The organism is Streptomyces sp. CLV115, assembly GCF_038448545.1.
Lineage (GTDB): Bacteria > Actinomycetota > Actinomycetes > Streptomycetales > Streptomycetaceae > Streptomyces > Streptomyces sanglieri.
This window is the reverse complement of record NZ_JBCEWQ010000186.1, coordinates 1-15,876: the sequence shown is the minus strand read 5'-3', so window position 1 is coordinate 15,876 and position 15,876 is coordinate 1. Positions and strand designations below refer to the sequence as shown.

The 15,876-nt window shown below is 71.9% G+C and carries 14 protein-coding genes; 3 read left to right on the top strand and 11 right to left on the bottom strand.

Translation table 11 applies throughout. The annotated features are described in order from the left end of the window. Positions 1-67 precede the first annotated feature (67 nt). Both gdhA and AADR41_RS36820 read right to left on the bottom strand, forming a co-directional pair. The gene (gene gdhA, locus AADR41_RS36825; protein ID WP_342286392.1) at positions 68-1,447 is read right to left on the bottom strand and encodes an NADP-specific glutamate dehydrogenase; all 1,380 of its coding nucleotides are present in this window, start codon (positions 1,445-1,447) and stop codon (positions 68-70) included. Positions 1,448-1,655: 208 nt separating this feature from the next. Beyond that, positions 1,656-1,823: a hypothetical protein gene (locus AADR41_RS36820; RefSeq protein ID WP_342286390.1), complete on the bottom strand. Its 168-nt coding sequence runs from the start codon at positions 1,821-1,823 to the stop codon at positions 1,656-1,658. A gap of 316 nt (positions 1,824-2,139) precedes the next feature. Between AADR41_RS36820 and AADR41_RS36815 the strand changes: the two genes are divergently transcribed. Continuing rightward, positions 2,140-3,693, top strand: coding sequence for a hypothetical protein (locus AADR41_RS36815; RefSeq protein ID WP_342286394.1), 1,554 nt, complete (start codon positions 2,140-2,142; stop codon positions 3,691-3,693). Positions 3,694-3,909: 216 nt separating this feature from the next. On the opposite strand, the gene AADR41_RS36810 is transcribed toward AADR41_RS36815, so the two are convergent. Next, complete coding sequence (locus AADR41_RS36810) at positions 3,910-4,422, bottom strand: hypothetical protein (protein ID WP_342286388.1); 513 nt, start codon at positions 4,420-4,422, stop codon at positions 3,910-3,912. Between the two features lie 84 nt (positions 4,423-4,506). Between AADR41_RS36810 and AADR41_RS36805 the strand changes: the two genes are divergently transcribed. Beyond that, on the top strand, positions 4,507-5,115 hold the full coding sequence (locus AADR41_RS36805) for an RDD family protein (RefSeq protein ID WP_342286387.1): 609 nt from the start codon (positions 4,507-4,509) through the stop codon (positions 5,113-5,115). A 117-nt stretch (positions 5,116-5,232) separates the two neighbouring features. Here the strand turns inward: AADR41_RS36805 and AADR41_RS36800 are convergent, their stop codons facing one another. The 4 genes from AADR41_RS36800 to AADR41_RS36785 form a co-directional block, all read right to left on the bottom strand. After that, a complete protein-coding gene (locus tag AADR41_RS36800; protein WP_342286385.1) occupies positions 5,233-5,916 on the bottom strand; it encodes an ABC transporter ATP-binding protein in 684 nt (227 codons plus the stop codon). Positions 5,917-5,981: 65 nt separating this feature from the next. Further along, entirely contained in the window at positions 5,982-7,445 is a 1,464-nt protein-coding gene (locus tag AADR41_RS36795; protein ID WP_342286383.1) for an ABC transporter permease, read from the bottom strand. A 170-nt stretch (positions 7,446-7,615) separates the two neighbouring features. After that, a complete protein-coding gene (locus AADR41_RS36790) occupies positions 7,616-8,863 on the bottom strand; it encodes a L,D-transpeptidase (protein WP_342286382.1) in 1,248 nt (415 codons plus the stop codon). A gap of 296 nt (positions 8,864-9,159) precedes the next feature. After that, on the bottom strand, positions 9,160-9,549 hold the full coding sequence (locus AADR41_RS36785; protein WP_342286381.1) for a hypothetical protein: 390 nt from the start codon (positions 9,547-9,549) through the stop codon (positions 9,160-9,162). Positions 9,550-9,667: 118 nt separating this feature from the next. Here AADR41_RS36785 and AADR41_RS36780 point away from each other — a divergent pair, with 118 nt between their 5' ends. Next, positions 9,668-9,943 (top strand): hypothetical protein, encoded by a 276-nt coding sequence (locus tag AADR41_RS36780; RefSeq protein WP_342286380.1) that lies wholly within the window; start codon positions 9,668-9,670, stop codon positions 9,941-9,943. A gap of 32 nt (positions 9,944-9,975) precedes the next feature. Here AADR41_RS36780 and hutH read toward each other — a convergent pair whose 3' ends face one another. The 4 genes from hutH to AADR41_RS36760 all read right to left on the bottom strand — a co-directional run bounded on the left by hutH (position 9,976) and on the right by AADR41_RS36760 (position 14,974). Beyond that, a complete protein-coding gene (gene hutH / locus AADR41_RS36775; RefSeq protein ID WP_342286379.1) occupies positions 9,976-11,529 on the bottom strand; it encodes a histidine ammonia-lyase in 1,554 nt (517 codons plus the stop codon). 77 nt (positions 11,530-11,606) lie between these two features. Beyond that, positions 11,607-12,770, bottom strand: coding sequence for a GGDEF domain-containing protein (locus AADR41_RS36770; RefSeq protein WP_342286377.1), 1,164 nt, complete (start codon positions 12,768-12,770; stop codon positions 11,607-11,609). A 95-nt stretch (positions 12,771-12,865) separates the two neighbouring features. Continuing rightward, positions 12,866-13,678: an enoyl-CoA hydratase/isomerase family protein gene (locus tag AADR41_RS36765; protein WP_342286376.1), complete on the bottom strand. Its 813-nt coding sequence runs from the start codon at positions 13,676-13,678 to the stop codon at positions 12,866-12,868. Between the two features lie 123 nt (positions 13,679-13,801). Next, the gene (locus AADR41_RS36760; RefSeq protein WP_342286374.1) at positions 13,802-14,974 is read right to left on the bottom strand and encodes an adenylate/guanylate cyclase domain-containing protein; all 1,173 of its coding nucleotides are present in this window, start codon (positions 14,972-14,974) and stop codon (positions 13,802-13,804) included. Between the last annotated feature and the right edge of the window lie 902 nt (positions 14,975-15,876).

Here is a 15,876-nt window from a genome sequence, read left to right as displayed (position 1 = left end):
GTTCCGGTCCTGGGCGGCCATGACCTCGTCGCCGTGCTCGGGCCACAGGCGCGTCAGGGGTGCCGGATCAGATCAGGCCCTGGGCCAGCATCGCGTCCGCGACCAGCTCGAAGCCGGCGATGTTGGCGCCGACCACGTAGTTGCCGGGGCTGCCGTAGCGCTCCGCGGTGGTGTAGCAGGAGTCGTGGATGTGGCGCATGATCTCCGCGAGGCGCTCCTCGGTGTGGGAGAAGGTCCAGGAGTCACGCGAGGCGTTCTGCTGCATCTCCAGGGCGCTGGTGGCCACACCGCCCGCGTTGGCCGCCTTGCCGGGGGCGAAGGCGACGCCCGCCTCCTGGAGGACGCGTACGGCCTCCGGCGTGGTGGGCATGTTGGCGCCCTCGGCGACCGCCTTCACACCGTTGCGCACCAGGGCCAGCGCGTCGGCCTCGTGGAGCTCGTTCTGGGTGGCGCAGGGCAGGGCCACGTCGCAGGGGACGCTCCAGACGCCGGTGCCGGGGACGTACTTGACGTGCTCGCCGCGGCGTTCCGCGTACTCGGAGACGCGGCCACGGCCGGCCTCCTTGATCTCCTTGAGGAGGGCGAGGTCGATGCCCTTCTCGTCCACGATGTAGCCGTCGGAGTCGGAGCAGGTCAGCACGGTCGCGCCGAGCTGCTGGGCCTTCTCGATCGCGTAGATCGCGACATTGCCCGAGCCGGAGACGACGATGCGCTGGCCGTCGAGGGACTCGCCCCGGCTGCGCAGCATCTCGGCGGTGAACATGACACAGCCGTAGCCGGTCGCCTCGGTGCGTGCCTGGGCGCCGCCCCAGCCGAGGCCCTTTCCGGTGAGGACGCCGGACTCGTAGCGGTTGGTGATCCGCTTGTACTGGCCGAACAGGTAGCCGATCTCCCGGCCGCCGACGCCGATGTCACCGGCGGGGACGTCGGTGTACTCACCGAGGTGGCGGTGGAGCTCGGTCATGAACGACTGGCAGAACCGCATGATCTCGGCGTCCGAGCGGCCCTTGGGGTCGAAGTCCGCGCCGCCCTTGCCGCCGCCGATGGGCATGCCGGTGAGCGCGTTCTTGAAGATCTGCTCGAAGCCGAGGAACTTCACGATGCCGAGGTTGACCGAGGGGTGGAAGCGCAGTCCGCCCTTGTACGGGCCCAGCGAGCTGGAGAACTCGACCCGGAAGCCGCGGTTGACGTGGATGTCGCCGGAGTCGTCCGACCACGGCACCCGGAAGATGAGCTGGCGCTCCGGCTCGCAGACGCGCTCGATGATCCTGGCGTCCACGAACTCGGGTCGCTTCGCGAGGACCGGGCCGAGGGTCTCCAGGACCTCCCGTACCGCCTGGTGGAATTCCTTCTCGCCCTGGTTGCGCCGGAGGATCTCGGCGTACAGCGGCTCGATGACGCGGCTCTCGGTGGCGTGCGGGGTTACGGAATCAGGGGTGGCCTGCATCAGGTCAAGACCTTCCGTCGGTGGGCATGCGCGCGAAGACGCCCCCGTCCCGGGGGCGCCGGCGGTCCCCCCTCCCCATTGAGGGCGTCGCCCAGACATCGCACGCTCTGCGGCTCACGGAAGCGACGTACAGAACCGTTGTGGCCCACCCATTGTCCCAGTAGCTCAGGAGATCCTTTCAAGGGGACCGGCGCAAGAGATGCGGCCGCTACGCGCGCGCCTCGCGGCGCAGCATCCACAGCCCCGTTCCGGACGCGAGGACGACCAGCCCCGAGACCACGCTCAGCACGATGTGCAGAGCGTTGTTCTCCATCAGGTTGAGCGAGAGGTTCGCGGCGAACGCGGCGCAGAGCACGAACCAGAGCAGTACCTTCATGGAGTTCCTCCGTGTGGGTGGTCCGGTGATGTCCTCCGGCCGGGTGATGTCTCCATTCTTTCAACGGGCGGCGGTCGCCACGAGGGGCCGATCCCCCGGTTCCGTGGTGTAGCCAGCTGTACCACCGGTCCGTGCGCCGGGGTCCCGGCCCGGTCCGGACGGCCCCACTAGGGTTCGCCGGGTGGGGATCACCGAGAGCACCGCACCGCCCGGGAAGGAACGCGACCGGGAGGACGGGCCGGAGGACGGGCGCGACGAGGGGTGCGAGGACGGCCGGGCGTTCGCCGGTGCGGCCGGGGGCCCGGGGCGGTGGCGGGTGCCGGGGATCGCGGTGCTCGTCGTGGTGCCGCTGTACGTGCTGTGGGCGCTGGTGCTGGCGACCGGCGGCGGTGATCTGGCGGCGCAGCTCGCCTGGGCCGGTTTCGCCTCCCGGCATCCGGCGTCCGCGTACAACCTCTCCTGGTACGGAGGGACGCACACCGCGAACTACAGCCTGCTGACACCGCCGCTCATGGCGGTGTTCGGGGTGCGGGCGGTGACCGTGGCCGCCGGGATCGGCGGGTCGTGGGCGCTGGGGCGGCTCTGTGTGCGGAGCGGGGTGCGGTGGCCGGTCGCGGTCGCGGTGCTCGGTTCGCTGACCCTCTGGTGCAATGTCGCGTCCGGGCGCGCCACGTTCGCGCTGGGCGTCGCGATCGGCCTGGTCGCGCTGCTGTACGTGCGGCGCCGGGCGGGCGTCGCGGCGGGCTGCGCGGCGCTGGCCACGGCGGCGAGCCCGGTGGCCGGGCTGTTCCTGGTGGTGGCGGGCGCGGCGTACGGGCTGGACCGGCGGTGGCGGCGGGCGGCCGGGCTCGTCGTACCGCCGGTCGTGGTGGTGGCCGCGACGACGCTGGTGTTCCCGTTCACGGGTGAACAGCCCATGGCGGCGGGCAAGTTGTGGATGCCGCTGGCGGCGTGCGCGGCGCTGTGGTTCGCGGCGCCGCGCGGGGGCGGCCTGCGGGTGGTCCGGTTCGCGGGCGCGGTGTACGCGGCCGGCGTCGTCCTGACCTTCCTGGTCGCCTCGCCGATCGGGTCGAACGTCGAGCGGCTGGTGGGGGTGGCCGGCCCGCCCGTACTGCTGGCGGCGCTGGTGTCCGTCCTGCCCCGGTGGGCGCGGGGCGGGGCACCGGTACGGGCGCGGGCCCTGCTGCTCGCCGGGATGCTGGTGTACAACACGGGCTGGCTGATCGACAAGACCGACGACGACCTGCGGGTCTCGACCTCCGTGCCCGCCTGGGCGGAGCACACCGACGGGCTGGTCGCCGAGCTGCGCCGGCTCGGCGCCGGGCGGACCCGGGTGGAGGTCGTACCGGCCCGCAACCACCGCGAGGCGACCGTACTCGCTCCGTACGTGAACATGGCGCGCGGCTGGAACCGGCAGCTCGACGTGGAGCGCGGGCGGCTGTTCTACGAGGGACGGCCGGCCCCTGCGGCGTACCGGGCCTGGCTGGACCGGTGGGGCGTGGGCCTGGTCGTGCTGCACGACGGCAGGCCGGACGGACCGGCCGAGGCGGAGGCGCGGATCGTCCGGCGCGGCACCGACTGGCTGGAGCCGGTGTGGCGGGACGCCGGGTGGCGGATCTACCGGGTGCGCGGGGCCGTGCCCCTGGTCTCCGCGCCGGGCTCGGCCGTACGCGGGGACGATGCCTCCCTGGTGGTACGGATGCCCGCCGCCGGTTCGGTGACGGTACGGATCGCCCACTCGCCGTGGCTGCGGGCCGACGGCGGCGGGTGCCTGCGGCGGGACGGCGAGTGGATCCGGCTGACGGTGCGGCGGGCCGGGGAGTACCGGCTGGATTCGCGCTACCGGCCGTGGCCGTTCACGTCCTGCTGAGCGGCCGGGACGGGGCGGGGAAAGGAGAGTGCGGACCGGGCGGGGAGAGGGCGGACCGGTGCTGGTGGGCCTGGTGGGCCTGGTGTGCCTGGAGAGGCGGATCGGGCTCGGTGGGCCCGGCGAGGCAGACCAGGCCTGGCGGGGCGGGCCCGGCGAGGCGGTTCGGGGCGGACCGCAGCAGGCTCTGCGCCGGGCCCCGCGGGCCGTCCCCCGGGGTCAGTCCGCGACGCCGAGGTCCTGGCGCATCAGCTGCCGCATCGTGTCGAGGCGGGGGTCGGCCGCCTTCAGGTTCTCCAGGGCCCGTTCCACATTCTCGCCTTCGCGGGGCACCCCCCGGTCCAGGCGCTTGACGACGGCGTCACCGCCGGCGAGCACCCGGTTGAGGTCGCGGGACGCCTGGAGTATCCGCTCGGGAACGATCATCTGCGCCTCGGCGTAGCGGTCGCGGTGGTCCAGGCGGGCCTCTTCGAGCTGGTTGCGTTCCTGCTCGGTGTAGACGTCGTCGCGGATGCGGTGCAGGGCGTCCTTGAGGAGGGTGTGGAACTGCCGGGAGGCCCGGTTCATGGCCGTGTACTGGGTGCGCCGCTCCTCGAACTTCCTTCGTTCGTCCGCCAGTCGGGTTTCCTCGGCGCGCTGGCGCACGCTCAGCCGCTGTACGAACACCGGGGCGAGGAGGGTGCCGAGCACTCCGACCACTGCGGTGATCATGGCGGTGATGGCGGCGGTCATGACTGCGAGACTAGTGCGGGCCGGCGGACGGCGTACACACGTTTCCCGGGGGCACGGTGACGGCTCATCAGACATGATGCCGTCATGACAATTTCACGGGGGACGGGACGTACCCGGAACCTCCCCGGAGCACCTCTGCCGACGCCCCGCCCGGCCCTCCCGCCCGCACCGGGGTACCCGGCGGCCCCGCACGCCGCGCGGGTACCTCCGCGTGCGGGCGACATGCGCCGCTATCTCGCCGTCGGCCTCGACTGCTACCTCTGCCTGGTCACCGTCGGCTTACTCGCCCGGCCGTACGTGGACACGGCCGGGGTCACCGAGGCGGCCGGCCTGCTGCTCGGCCCGGCGCTCGCGTTCTCGTTCCTCAACCATGTGGTCCTCACCGCGCTCACCGGGGCCGGCGCGGGCAAGCTGATCATGGGGATACGGGTGGTCAGACTGCCCGACGCCGGACGCCCGGGGCCCTGGTCACTGCTGCTGCGCTGGCTGTACGGGCTCTGCTGGCTGCCGCTGCAACCCTGGTACGGGCTGCGCTCGCTCCTCTCGGGCCCCGGCGCCCTGCCCCGTACCTCGCTCTGGAACGGGGGGAACGGTGAGCTGCACGCCGATCCGCTGGGCCTGCGCCAGGTCCGTCACAGCGACCTCACCGCCCACCGGACCGCCGTCGCGGCCACCGCGCCCACCCATCACTGAGACCGGCCCGCGCCCACCGGCCCGGACCGGCCCCGGCAAGCGCCCTCCCGGACCCCGGGCCTCGCGAGCCCCTGCCCCGGGCCCGGTGTCCCGGCCCCGTATGTCCCGACTCCTCTGTCAGGCCGCCGCGTTCTCCGTGATGGTGACCCGGCCCTTGCGGATGGTCGCGAGCCGGGGCGCCCGCCGGGCGATGGCGCTGTCGTGCGTGACCATGACGAAGGTCAGGCCGTGCTCCTTCCACATGGTCTCCAGCACCTCCATGACCTCGTCGCGCATCGCCTCGTCGAGGTTGCCGGTGGGCTCGTCGGCGAGCAGCACCTTCGGCCGCTTGACCAGTGCCCGGGCGATCGCCACCCGCTGCTGCTGGCCCCCGGACATCTCGCCGGGCAGATGTCCGAGCCGTTCGCCGAGCCCCACGGACTCCAGCGCCTCGGCGGCCCGCTTCCGGCGCTCGGCCGCCCCACCGCCGAGCGGTACGAGCGCGGTCTCGACGTTCTCCTGGGCGGTGAGCGTCGGGATGAGGTTGAAGCCCTGGAAGACGAACCCGATGTTCTCGGCACGCACCTTGGTGAGCTTGGCCTCGCTGAGCTTCGCGAGGTCGACGCCGTCGAGTTCGACGCTGCCGCTCGTGGGGCGGTCCAGGCCGCCCAGCATCTGCAGCAGGGTGGACTTGCCGCCGCCGGTGGGGCCCTGGATGACCAGCCGGCCGCCGTCCTCGAGGGTCAGATCGACACCGGCGAGCGCGTCGACGGTGGACTTGCCGCGCGCATAGCGCTTGGTGACGTCCCTGAGCGTGTACATGGGTCAACTCCGTTTGTACTGGGGGGAGATGGGGGCACGGGCGGGAAGGCCGCGGACCGTGCGGGTCATTCGACGCGGCGCAGGGCGTCGGCCGGCCGCAGCCGGGAGGCCCGCCAGCCGCCGAAGCCTCCCGCGATCAGCCCGCCCGCCACGGCCAGCGCGACGGCGATCAGGATCACGGAGAACGAGACGGGGGCGGTCAGCGCGATGTCGAGGGTCTTGGAAGCGGCGGCCCTGCCCGGTCCGCCCTGGCCGCCCAGGAACCGGCCGCCGCCCATGCCGCCGCCCGCGCCGCCGAGCTGCGCGGTGAGCGTGGGGCTGATCGCGGTGACCGCGTACGCGCCGGCCAGACCGATGCCGATGCCGAGCACGCCGCCCAGCAGCCCGTTGACGAGAGCCTCGCCGACGACCTGGCGGGTGACCCGGCCGCTCTTCCAGCCGAGCGCCTTGAGGGTGCCGAACTCCCGTACCCGGCGGCTGACCGCCGAGGAGGTGAGCAGGCCGGCCACCAGGAAGGCGGCGGCCAGCACCACGATCGAGAGCCACTTGCCGACGCCCGCGGCCAGGTCGGACGCGGTGGAGAGCGAGCCGGAGACGGTGTCGGCGAGATCGGCGGAGGTGGTGACGGTCGTGCCGGGGACGTTCTTCTGGATGGTGGCCTTGACCTGGTCGATCTGCTGCGAGTCCGCGGCCTTCACATAGACCGTGGTGATCTTGTCCTTGGAGCCGGCGAGGGTCTGCGCCTGCTTCAGCGGGACATAGAGGTTGGCTGCCGCGTCACCGCTGTCGGCGGTCGAGACCCCGACGATCGTGAACGTGGTCCCGTGAACGGTCACGCTCTTGCCGACGCCGAGCTTCTTCTCCTTGGCGTACGCGGAGTCGACCACGGCGACCTTCGCGTCGGTCTCGGACGTCTTGAACGTACGGCCGTCGGTGATCTTCGAGGAGGTCAGCGGGCCGATTCCCTGCTCGGCGACGTCGGTTCCGTACACCGTGTAGGAGTTGACGTCGAAGGAGGCGCCGCCGCCCATGACCTCGCCCTGCGGCTGCCCGGTGCCGCCCTGGCCGCCGGGGCCGCTCCGGCCGCCCTGGCCCGCGCCCTCGTCCTGCTTGAACTCGCCGCGCTTGAACTGGCCGTCGACCTTCATCACGTTGAGGCCGAGTCCGCCGACGGCACCGGCCACACCCTTCTGTCCGCCGATCCTGGACACGGTCGACGAGGCCAGCGTCTGGAAGCCCTGGACCATGACCCGGTCGCTGCTCTGCGTCGCGTCGTCGTCGCCCTTGGCGTCGAACTCGAACTTCGGGCGCCCGCTGCCCGATCCGGGGGCGGCGGCGGCCTTGGTGACGGCCATGTCCGTACCGAGGCCGTACAGCGATTCCAGGACCTTGTCCTGGGCCCGGCTCATGCCGGTGGAGACGGAGCTGACGACGATGACCAGCGCTATGCCCAGCGCGAGTCCCGAGGCGACGACCAGCGCCGCCTTTCTGCGACGGCGCAGCTCGCGCCGGAGGTAGGTGAAGAACATGGCGCGAAGCTACGGAGCGGGCGTGATGGTGGGTTGAGGCCACGATGAGAGCCGGATGAGAAGGCTCACGAACGCCGGAGGCGGCGGCACCGCGGATCCGAGGGGGATCCGGGTGCCGCCGCCTGCGTACGGGGTTCGGGCCGCGCCGGGGCGGGGCGCGTGGGGTCGGGTCAGGCCTGGGAGCCCGCCGTCCACTCGGCCCAGCTCATGTTCCAGCCGTTGAGGCCGTTGTCGGGGGTGATGGTCTTGTCCGGGGAGTTCTTGACGATGACCACGTCGCCGACGAGGGAGTTGTTGTAGAACCAGGCGGCGGGCTGGTTGGCGTCGCCCGCGCCCTTCACGTCGGCGAGGCCGACACAGCCGTGGCTGGTGTTGGCGCTGCCGAAGATCGACCGCGCGCCCCAGTAGTTGCCGTGGATGAAGGTGCCCGAGGTGGACAGCCGCATGGCGTGCGGCACGTCCTTGATGTCGTACTCGCCCTTGCCGTCGTCGTCGGTGAAGCCGACCGTCGCACCGTTCATCCGGGTCTCCTTGAACTTCTCGGAGATCACCATCTGCCCGTTGTACGTGGGGTTGGAGGAGGAGCCGGACGAGATCGGGATGGTCTTGATCGTCTTGCCGTCCTGGGTGACGGTCATCATCTTCGTGTTGGCGTCGACCGTCGAGACCTGGTTGCGGCCGACCTTGAAGGTGACCGTCTTCTGCTGCACGCCGAAGACGCCGTCGGCGCCCTCGACGCCGTCCAGCGCCAGCTTCAGCGTGACGGTGGAGCCGCCCTGCCAGTAGTTCTCGGGGCGCAGGTCGAGACGCTGCGAGTTGAACCAGTGGCCGACGACCTGCTGGCCGCTGCTGGACGTCACGGTGATACCGGCCTGGACGGCCTTCTTGTCCGTGATCGCCTTGTTGAAGTTGATCGAGACCGGCATGCCGACGCCGACCGTGGAGCCGTCCTCGGGGGTGAAGTTCCCGATGAAGCTGTTGGCGGGCGAGACGGTGGTGAAGGAGGAGTTCTCGTGCGCCTCGCGGCCCTTGGAGTCCTTCGCCGTCGCGCTGATCTTGTACGTGGTCGAGCGCTCCAGCTGGACGTCCGGCTTCCAGCTCTTGCCGTCGGCGGAGAGCGTGCCCTTGACGGCGTCTCCGGCCGCGGTGGTCATGGTGACCGTGGAGAGCGTGCCCTTGGCGACGGTGACCTTGGCGTCGTTGTTGATGCTCGCGTTGGTCGCGCCGTTCTTCGGCGAGATCGCTATCTGGGCTTCCGAGGCGTCCTGGGCCGCCGCCTTGTCGACCTCGGCAGCCTGCGACTTCTTCGAGCCCTCGGCACTGCTGTCCCCGCTGTCGTTGCAGGCGGTGAGCACCAGTACGCCGCCGAGCAGTGCGGACGCGGCCATCAGGCCCCTGCGCCGCTTGCTGTCCGTCATCACAAGCTTCTCCATCGTTGCCGAATCCCCAAAAAACCCCGAGCACAACCGCCGTCGAACGGCGAAACCCGTCAATGGTCCTAGAACCCATGGAAAGGGTCCTCCGTTCCACATCCACGAAAGATGTGGGGAACAACACTCAACGACGCGTCCGCGGCTGCGGCGGTTCCCTACTCCGATCACGTAGGGGCCGCCGGTGAACGGCACGGCCCCGGACCGCGTACGAAACGGTCCGGGGCCGTGCCGTTCACCAGCTGCCGGTCCCGCCGCTCGCGGCGACGTGACCGTCGTCGTCCTCACCCATTGTGCGGTACGTCGCCACCGCTCCCGGCGTCGTCGTCCTCGTCCTCGTCCTCCTCGCCGTCCTCGTCGTCGAGGTCCCAGGAGTCCGGGTCGTCGGGGTCGTAGTCGACGGTCTCGCTGCTCCAGGAGGCCTGCGCGAGCTCGACCCCGGGCACCTCGCCGACCAGGTCGAACGGATCGATGAGGGAGGCCAGCGCCTCCGCGCCGTCCTCCCGTACGGCGCTCTCGGCGCGCGTGCGTTCCTCGGCGGACTCGCCGCCGGGTTCCCCGTACTCGGCGGCGATCGATTCGAGGGCGGTGCCGCTGAGGGCGGCGGGGTCCGTGATCTCCAGCACCATGTCCACCCGAAGCCGAACAAAGCGTGATGTCTCAGAAGTGCTCATGAGCCGGAGCGTAAGCCGCGCGCACCCCCGGCCCTCCCGCGACCCGCTGCTTTCACCGGAGGGGCGCTAGCATCGGCGCTCATGACTAACTCACGGCCGTGACAAGGGGATCCATTCCGTGGTCATCGCTCGCCGCCCGCTCCTGACCGCCACCGCCGCGGCCACGTTGCTGGCCGCCCTGTGGTTCGTCCCGTCGGCCAACGCGACGGACGAACCGGGCAGCCGGAGCGGACCGACCACCACCACCGTCGCCGCCGAGGACACCTCGGCCGGTCCGAGGCTGGCCGACACCGGGACGGGCATCGACACCACCCCGTATCTGATCGGCGGCGTGGCGTTCCTGGGCATCGGCGCGGCGTTCGTCACCCACTCGGCACGCCGCGCCGACGCGTAGGGCCCGGCCCCCGGCCCGCCGCGGAAGGACTCCTAGGCCAGCGGCCCCGTCACCGGCTCGACCGCCTCGACCAGCTTGCCCGCGCGTACGAACGCGTCCGCCGCGGCCAGGTCCGGCGCCAGGAAGCGGTCCGGTCCCGGACCCTGGACCCCTGCGGCGCGCAGCGCCTCGATGGCGGCCTGCGAGGCGGGGGCGGGGGTGAGGCCCCCGGCGGCGCGCAGTTCGATGGCGCGGGTCGCCGCGTACAGCTCGACGGCGATGATCCGGGCGAGGTTGTCGACGGCGGTACGGAGCTTGCGCGCCGCCGACCAGCCCATGGAGACGTGGTCCTCCTGCATCGCGGAGGACGGGATCGAGTCGGCCGAGGCGGGCACGGCGAGCCGCTTCATCTCGCTGACCAGGGCGGCCTGGGTGTACTGGGCGATCATCAGCCCCGAGTCCACCCCGGCGTCGTCGGCGAGGAACGGCGGCAGCCCGTGCGAGCGGTTCTTGTCCAGCAGCCGGTCGGTACGGCGCTCGGTGATGGAGCCGAGGTCGGCGGCGACGATCGCCAGGAAGTCGAGTACGTACGCGACGGGGGCGCCGTGGAAGTTGCCGTTGGACTCGACCCGGCCGTCGGGAAGGACGACGGGGTTGTCGACGGCGGAGGCCAGCTCGCGGGCCGCGACGGTCCCGGCGTGGTCGAGGGTGTCCCGGCCCGCGCCGTTGACCTGGGGGGCGCAGCGTACGGAGTAGGCGTCCTGCACCCGCGGCGCCTCGTCCTCCTGGAAGTGGCCGGTGAGGCCGGAGCCGGCGAGGACCCGCAGCATGTTGTCGGCGCTGACGCCCTGGCCCGGGTGCGGGCGGATGGCGTGCAGTTCCGGGGCGAGCACCTTGTCCGTGCCGAGCAGCGCTTCCAGGGAGAGGGCGGCGGTGATGTCGGCGGAGGTGTAGAGGCTCTTCAGGTCGGCCAGGGCCATGACGAGCATGCCGAGCATGCCGTCGGTGCCGTTGAGGAGGGCAAGGCCCTCCTTCTCGCGCAGCTCGACGGGGGTGATCCCGTGGGCGGCGAGCAGTTCACCGGCGGGGCGCACGGTGCCGTCGGGCCCCTCCGCGTCGCCCTCGCCCATCAGCGTCAGGGCGCAGTGCGAGAGCGGGGCCAGGTCGCCGGAGCAGCCGAGCGAGCCGTACTCGTGGACCACGGGCGTGATGCCCGCGTTGAGGACGTCGGCCATGGTCTGCGCGACCTCGGGGCGTACGCCGGTGTGCCCGGAGGCGACCGTCTTCAGCCGCAGGAACATCAGCGCGCGGACGACCTCGCGCTCCACGCGCGGGCCCATGCCGGCGGCGTGCGAGCGGACGATGTTGCGCTGGAGCTGGGCGCGGAGGTCCTGGCCGATGTGCCGGCTGGCCAGCGCCCCGAATCCGGTGGACACGCCGTACACCGGCTCCGGCTTGGCGGCGAGCGCGTCCACGATCTCGCGGGCGGCGGCGAGCGCGTCGACGGCGGCTGCGGAGAGCTCGACGCGGGCGTTGCCGCGGGCCACGGCGATGACGTCCTGAGCGGTGGTGCCGGACGCCCCCACCACGACTGTATGCATATCCATATTCAGAAGCGTACGGACTGAATCCCTTCATGTCACTAGTGGTCGTGCGGTTGACCCCTTACCGGTTCACGCGCCCCTCAGGGCCGGCTGCCGCGCAGGTGGCGGCGGTCGTGCGGGGACCTCGGCGGCGAGTCGGCCAGCCGGATCACCTCGCCGTCGCGCCCCGCCACCACCGGTTTGACCGAGCGGGCCGCCTTCGCCCGGTACTGGGCCGCGTCCGCCAGCCGGAACAGCCGCCGCGCCGAGACCACCGGGCCGATCGGATCGCCGGTCGACGCGATCCCGCACGCCACTCCGTCGCCCAGCTCCAACTCGGCCGCCCGCTCGCAGAGTTCGGTGGCCACCCGGACCACGTCGTCCGCCTCCGGGCCCACCGTGAGCAGACAGAACTCGTCGCCGCCGAGCCGGGCCGCGAGCGCACCGGGCAGCATGGCGCCGCAGCGGGAGAGCACCGAGCCGAAACGTTCCAGCAGGCGGTCGCCGACCGCGTGGCCGTGGGTGTCGTTGACCTGCTTCAGCCCGTTGAGGTCGCAGACGACGAGGCTGACCACCGCCCCGTCCGCCCGGTGCCGCTCCACCGCCTCGTCGAGCCGCACATCGACGGCGCGGCGGTTGGCCAGGCCGGTGAGCGGGTCGGTGAAGGCGAGCTTGCGGACCTCTTCGAGCCGTTCGGCCTGGGAGATCCCCGCGGCGACGACCGCGGCCAGCACGGTCGCGAAGTCCGCGTCCGCCCGGCCGAACACCGGCGCCCCCACCGGGCGGGCCACGTACAGCTCGCCCCAGGCCCGCCCGTGCAGCACGATCGGCGCGATCACGCAGCAGCCGCGCCCGCGCCGGCGCAGGGCGGCCACCCGCTCCCGGCCGTAGCCGCTCCCGTACTCCCGCACCCCGGCGTCCATGTCCGCGTCCACCGTGCCGTCGGCGGTCTCGACCCAGGCGTCCGGTTCACCGCCCCCGGCCCACCGTTCGTGCAGGAACTCGGTGATCTCCGGGAACTGGTGCACCGGATACGTCTCCGCCTCGGGGAACTCCTCCTCCCCCTCGGCCCGTTGACCCGCGTTCACCAGCACGCGCAGCCGACCTCGCCCGCGCTCCCACACGGAGAGCGCGGCGAAGCTGCCGCCCAGCGCCTCGCACGCCCCCAGCGCAGCCGCTCTCCACGACCCCCGCGGGGTGTGTGCCGCCGCCATCGCCTGCGCAAGCGAAACCACGGCCCGCAGCCGTGCATCATCACCACCCATCGCTACAGCTTATGTAGATTTGTGGTGATTTGATCAGTTTGGGGCGCCAGTTGCTTCCACTGCGTGTCTATTCAATTACCTGCCGTCACGCTGCGTCACTCGCCGGGCCAGTTCGGCTTCCGCTTCTCGTTGAACGCGGCCACGCCCTCGGTCCGGTCACCGGAGAAGGCCACCGACCGCCAGGCGGCGTCCTCGACTTCGAGTCCGGCCCGGAGATCGAGGCCGTGGCCCAGCCGCAGCGCCCGCTTGGCGGCCCGCAGCCCCACCGGGGAGTTGGCGGCGATCCGGCCGGCGAGCGCCAGCGCGGCCGTCCGGTCCCGTCCGGCCTCCACCAGCTCGTCGACCAGTCCGAGTCCGAGCGCCTCGGCCGCCTCCACCCGCCGGGCCGAGAAGACCAGCTCGGCGGCGCGCGCGGCGCCGATCCGCCGCGGCAGCAACTGCGTGCCGCCACCGCCCGGGATCACCCCGACCGACACCTCGGGCAGGCCGACCACGGCGGTGCGGTCGGCGACGATCAGATCGCAGGACAGCGCCAGCTCGAACCCGCCGCCGAGCGCGAAGCCGTGCACGGCGGCGATCGTCGGCATCGGCAGTTCCAGCACACCGGTGTACGCGGCGCGGGCGGTCGGGCGCTGGCGCAGCAGTTCGGCGTCGGTGAAGGAGTTCCGCTCCTTCAGGTCGGCACCCACACAGAAGGCCCGCTCGTGGCTGGAGGTGAGGACGGTGACCCGTACGCCGGGGTCGGCGGCGAGCGCGGCGCAGGCGGCGGCGATCGAACGGGCCATGTCGGTGGAGACGGCGTTCATCGCCCTGGGCCGGTCGAGCACCAGCTCGGCGACGTGCTCCTGGCGCTCGTGGACCCGTACGGCGACGAATTCCCCGAACCGCTGCTCGGACGTGACGGTCATGACTGCACCCCTCCGGTTAACGATCGTTACCGGAGGGATCCTATGGCGCGGCCCGGACAGTGGTCGGGGGGCGGCCCTCACGGACCGAAAGGCACGGCCCGTGAGCCGGGTCAGGCAGCCGGGTCAGGAGGTGCCGCGGCGGGCCAGCAGCCAGGGCTCCACCACGCCGAGCCCGCGCACCGGGCGCTGCCACATCGGCTGGAGCCCGTAGCGGTACTTGGGTGCCGCGACCGGCTCCATGCCTTCCTGGCGCTCCTTCTCCGCCACCGCGGCCTCCTCGGCCGCCTGTGCCTCGGAGGCGGGGGCTTCGCCGGTACGGGTCAGCTCCTCCGCGAAGGCTCCGTCCACCAGCACGGCGTCCTTCGGCGCTATCGACGTGAGCCGGCTGGCGAGGTTCACCGTGGTGCCGAAGACATCGCCCATCCGGGTGGTGACCGTGCCGAACGCGATGCCCACGCGCAGCGCCGGCATGATCTCGTCCTGGGTCATCGCCTCGATCAGGCGCAGCGCGATCTCGGCCGCGGTGCCCGCGTCGTCGGCGGCGAAGAGGACCTCGTCGCCGAGGGTCTTGATGAGGCGGCCGCCGTGGGCGGCCACCAGGTCGGCCGAGGTGGTCTCGAAGGCCTCGACCAGCTCGCCGAGCTCCTCCTCCTCCAGCCGGCGGGTCAGCCGGGTGAACCCGACGAGGTCGGCGAAGCCGACGGCCAGCCGGCGGTCGACCATCTCCTCGTCGTCGGCGGCCTGCACGACCCGTCCGGTGGCGGCGGCCAGCTGGCGCCGCCACACGTAGACCAGGAACTCCTGGAGCTCCGGAAGCAGCAGCTCGACCAGCGGGTAGGTGACCTCGGTACGGGTCATTCCGGGCTCGGGCGGCTCGGTCAGCCCCTCCAGGAACGAATCGATCTGCCACTCCGCCAGCCGGGCGGTGGTCTGCCCGGTGGACCGGGCCACCTGGATCGCCATCGGCTCGCTGAGCAGCCCCGCCTCGACGAGACCGGCGAGCCGGCGCAGCGCCAGCACATCGGCCTCGGTGAGTGCCTTGGCCTGCCCGATGTCGGCGAAGCCCATGGCCCGCCAGAACCTGGATGCCAGATCCATCGAGACACCGGCGGTACGGGCGGCCTGGAACGGCGTGTAGCGACGGTCGGCGCCCAGGATCAGCTGTTCCAGCCGGATCGCGAGGGGGTCGTCGGTCGGTTCCGCCGTATGGTCGACTTCGTGATGCGGTGTCGCGTGGACCGAGGGTTCCGACGGGGGCTGTGTGCCCGCACCGGAGGTCGTGTCGTCGACGGTCACCAGCCGCCTCCTGCCCGTTCCCTGCGCACTGCCCTGCCGATCTGTCGGTGGATCGCCTCAACGATACGGCAGGTGTGCCGCAGCTCACGCCCCTAGGGCGTCCCGGAATGTTCCTGGGTGAGCCAGGGGGCGTGGGTGGATTCGGCCCGTGGATGGTTTCCAGGAGGGCACGGATTCACCCCTCGGCACAGCCCGGAACGCAAGGAGGGTGAGCCAGGGGGGCGTGGATGGTTTCGGCCCGTGGGTGGTTTCCAGGGCGTCCGGGAATGTTCCTGGGTGAGCCAGGGGGCGTGGGTGGTTTCGGCCCGTGGGTGGTTTCCAGGGCGTCCCGGAATGTTCCTGGGTGAGCCGGGGGGCGTGGGTGGATTCGGCCGGTGGGTGGTTTCCAGGAGGGCACGGATTCACCCCTCGGCACAGCCCGGAACGCAAGGAGGGTGAGCCAGGGGGGCGTGGATGGTTTCGGCCGGTGGGTGGTTTCCAGGGCGTCCCGGAATGTTCCTGGGTGAGCCAGGGGGCGTGGGTGGTTTCGGCCCGTGGGTGGTTTCCAGGGCGTCCCGGAATGTTCCTGGGTGAGCCAGGGGGCGTGGGTGGTTTCGGCCCGTGGGTGGTTTCCAGGAGGGCACGGATTCACCCCTCGGCACAGCCCGGAACGCAAGGAGGGTGAGCCAGGGGGCGTGGGTGGCTTCGGCCGGTGGGTGGTTTCCAGGGCGTCCGGGAATGTTCCTGGGTGAGCCGGGGGGCGTGGGTGGTTTCGGCCGGTGGGTGGTTTCCAGGAGGGCACGGATTCACCCCTCGGCACAGCCCGGAACGCAAGGAGGGTGAGCCAGGGGGCGTGGGTGGTTTCCAGGAGGGCATGGATTCGACCCTCGACGCGGCCCGGAACGCGAGGGGGTGAGCCGGGG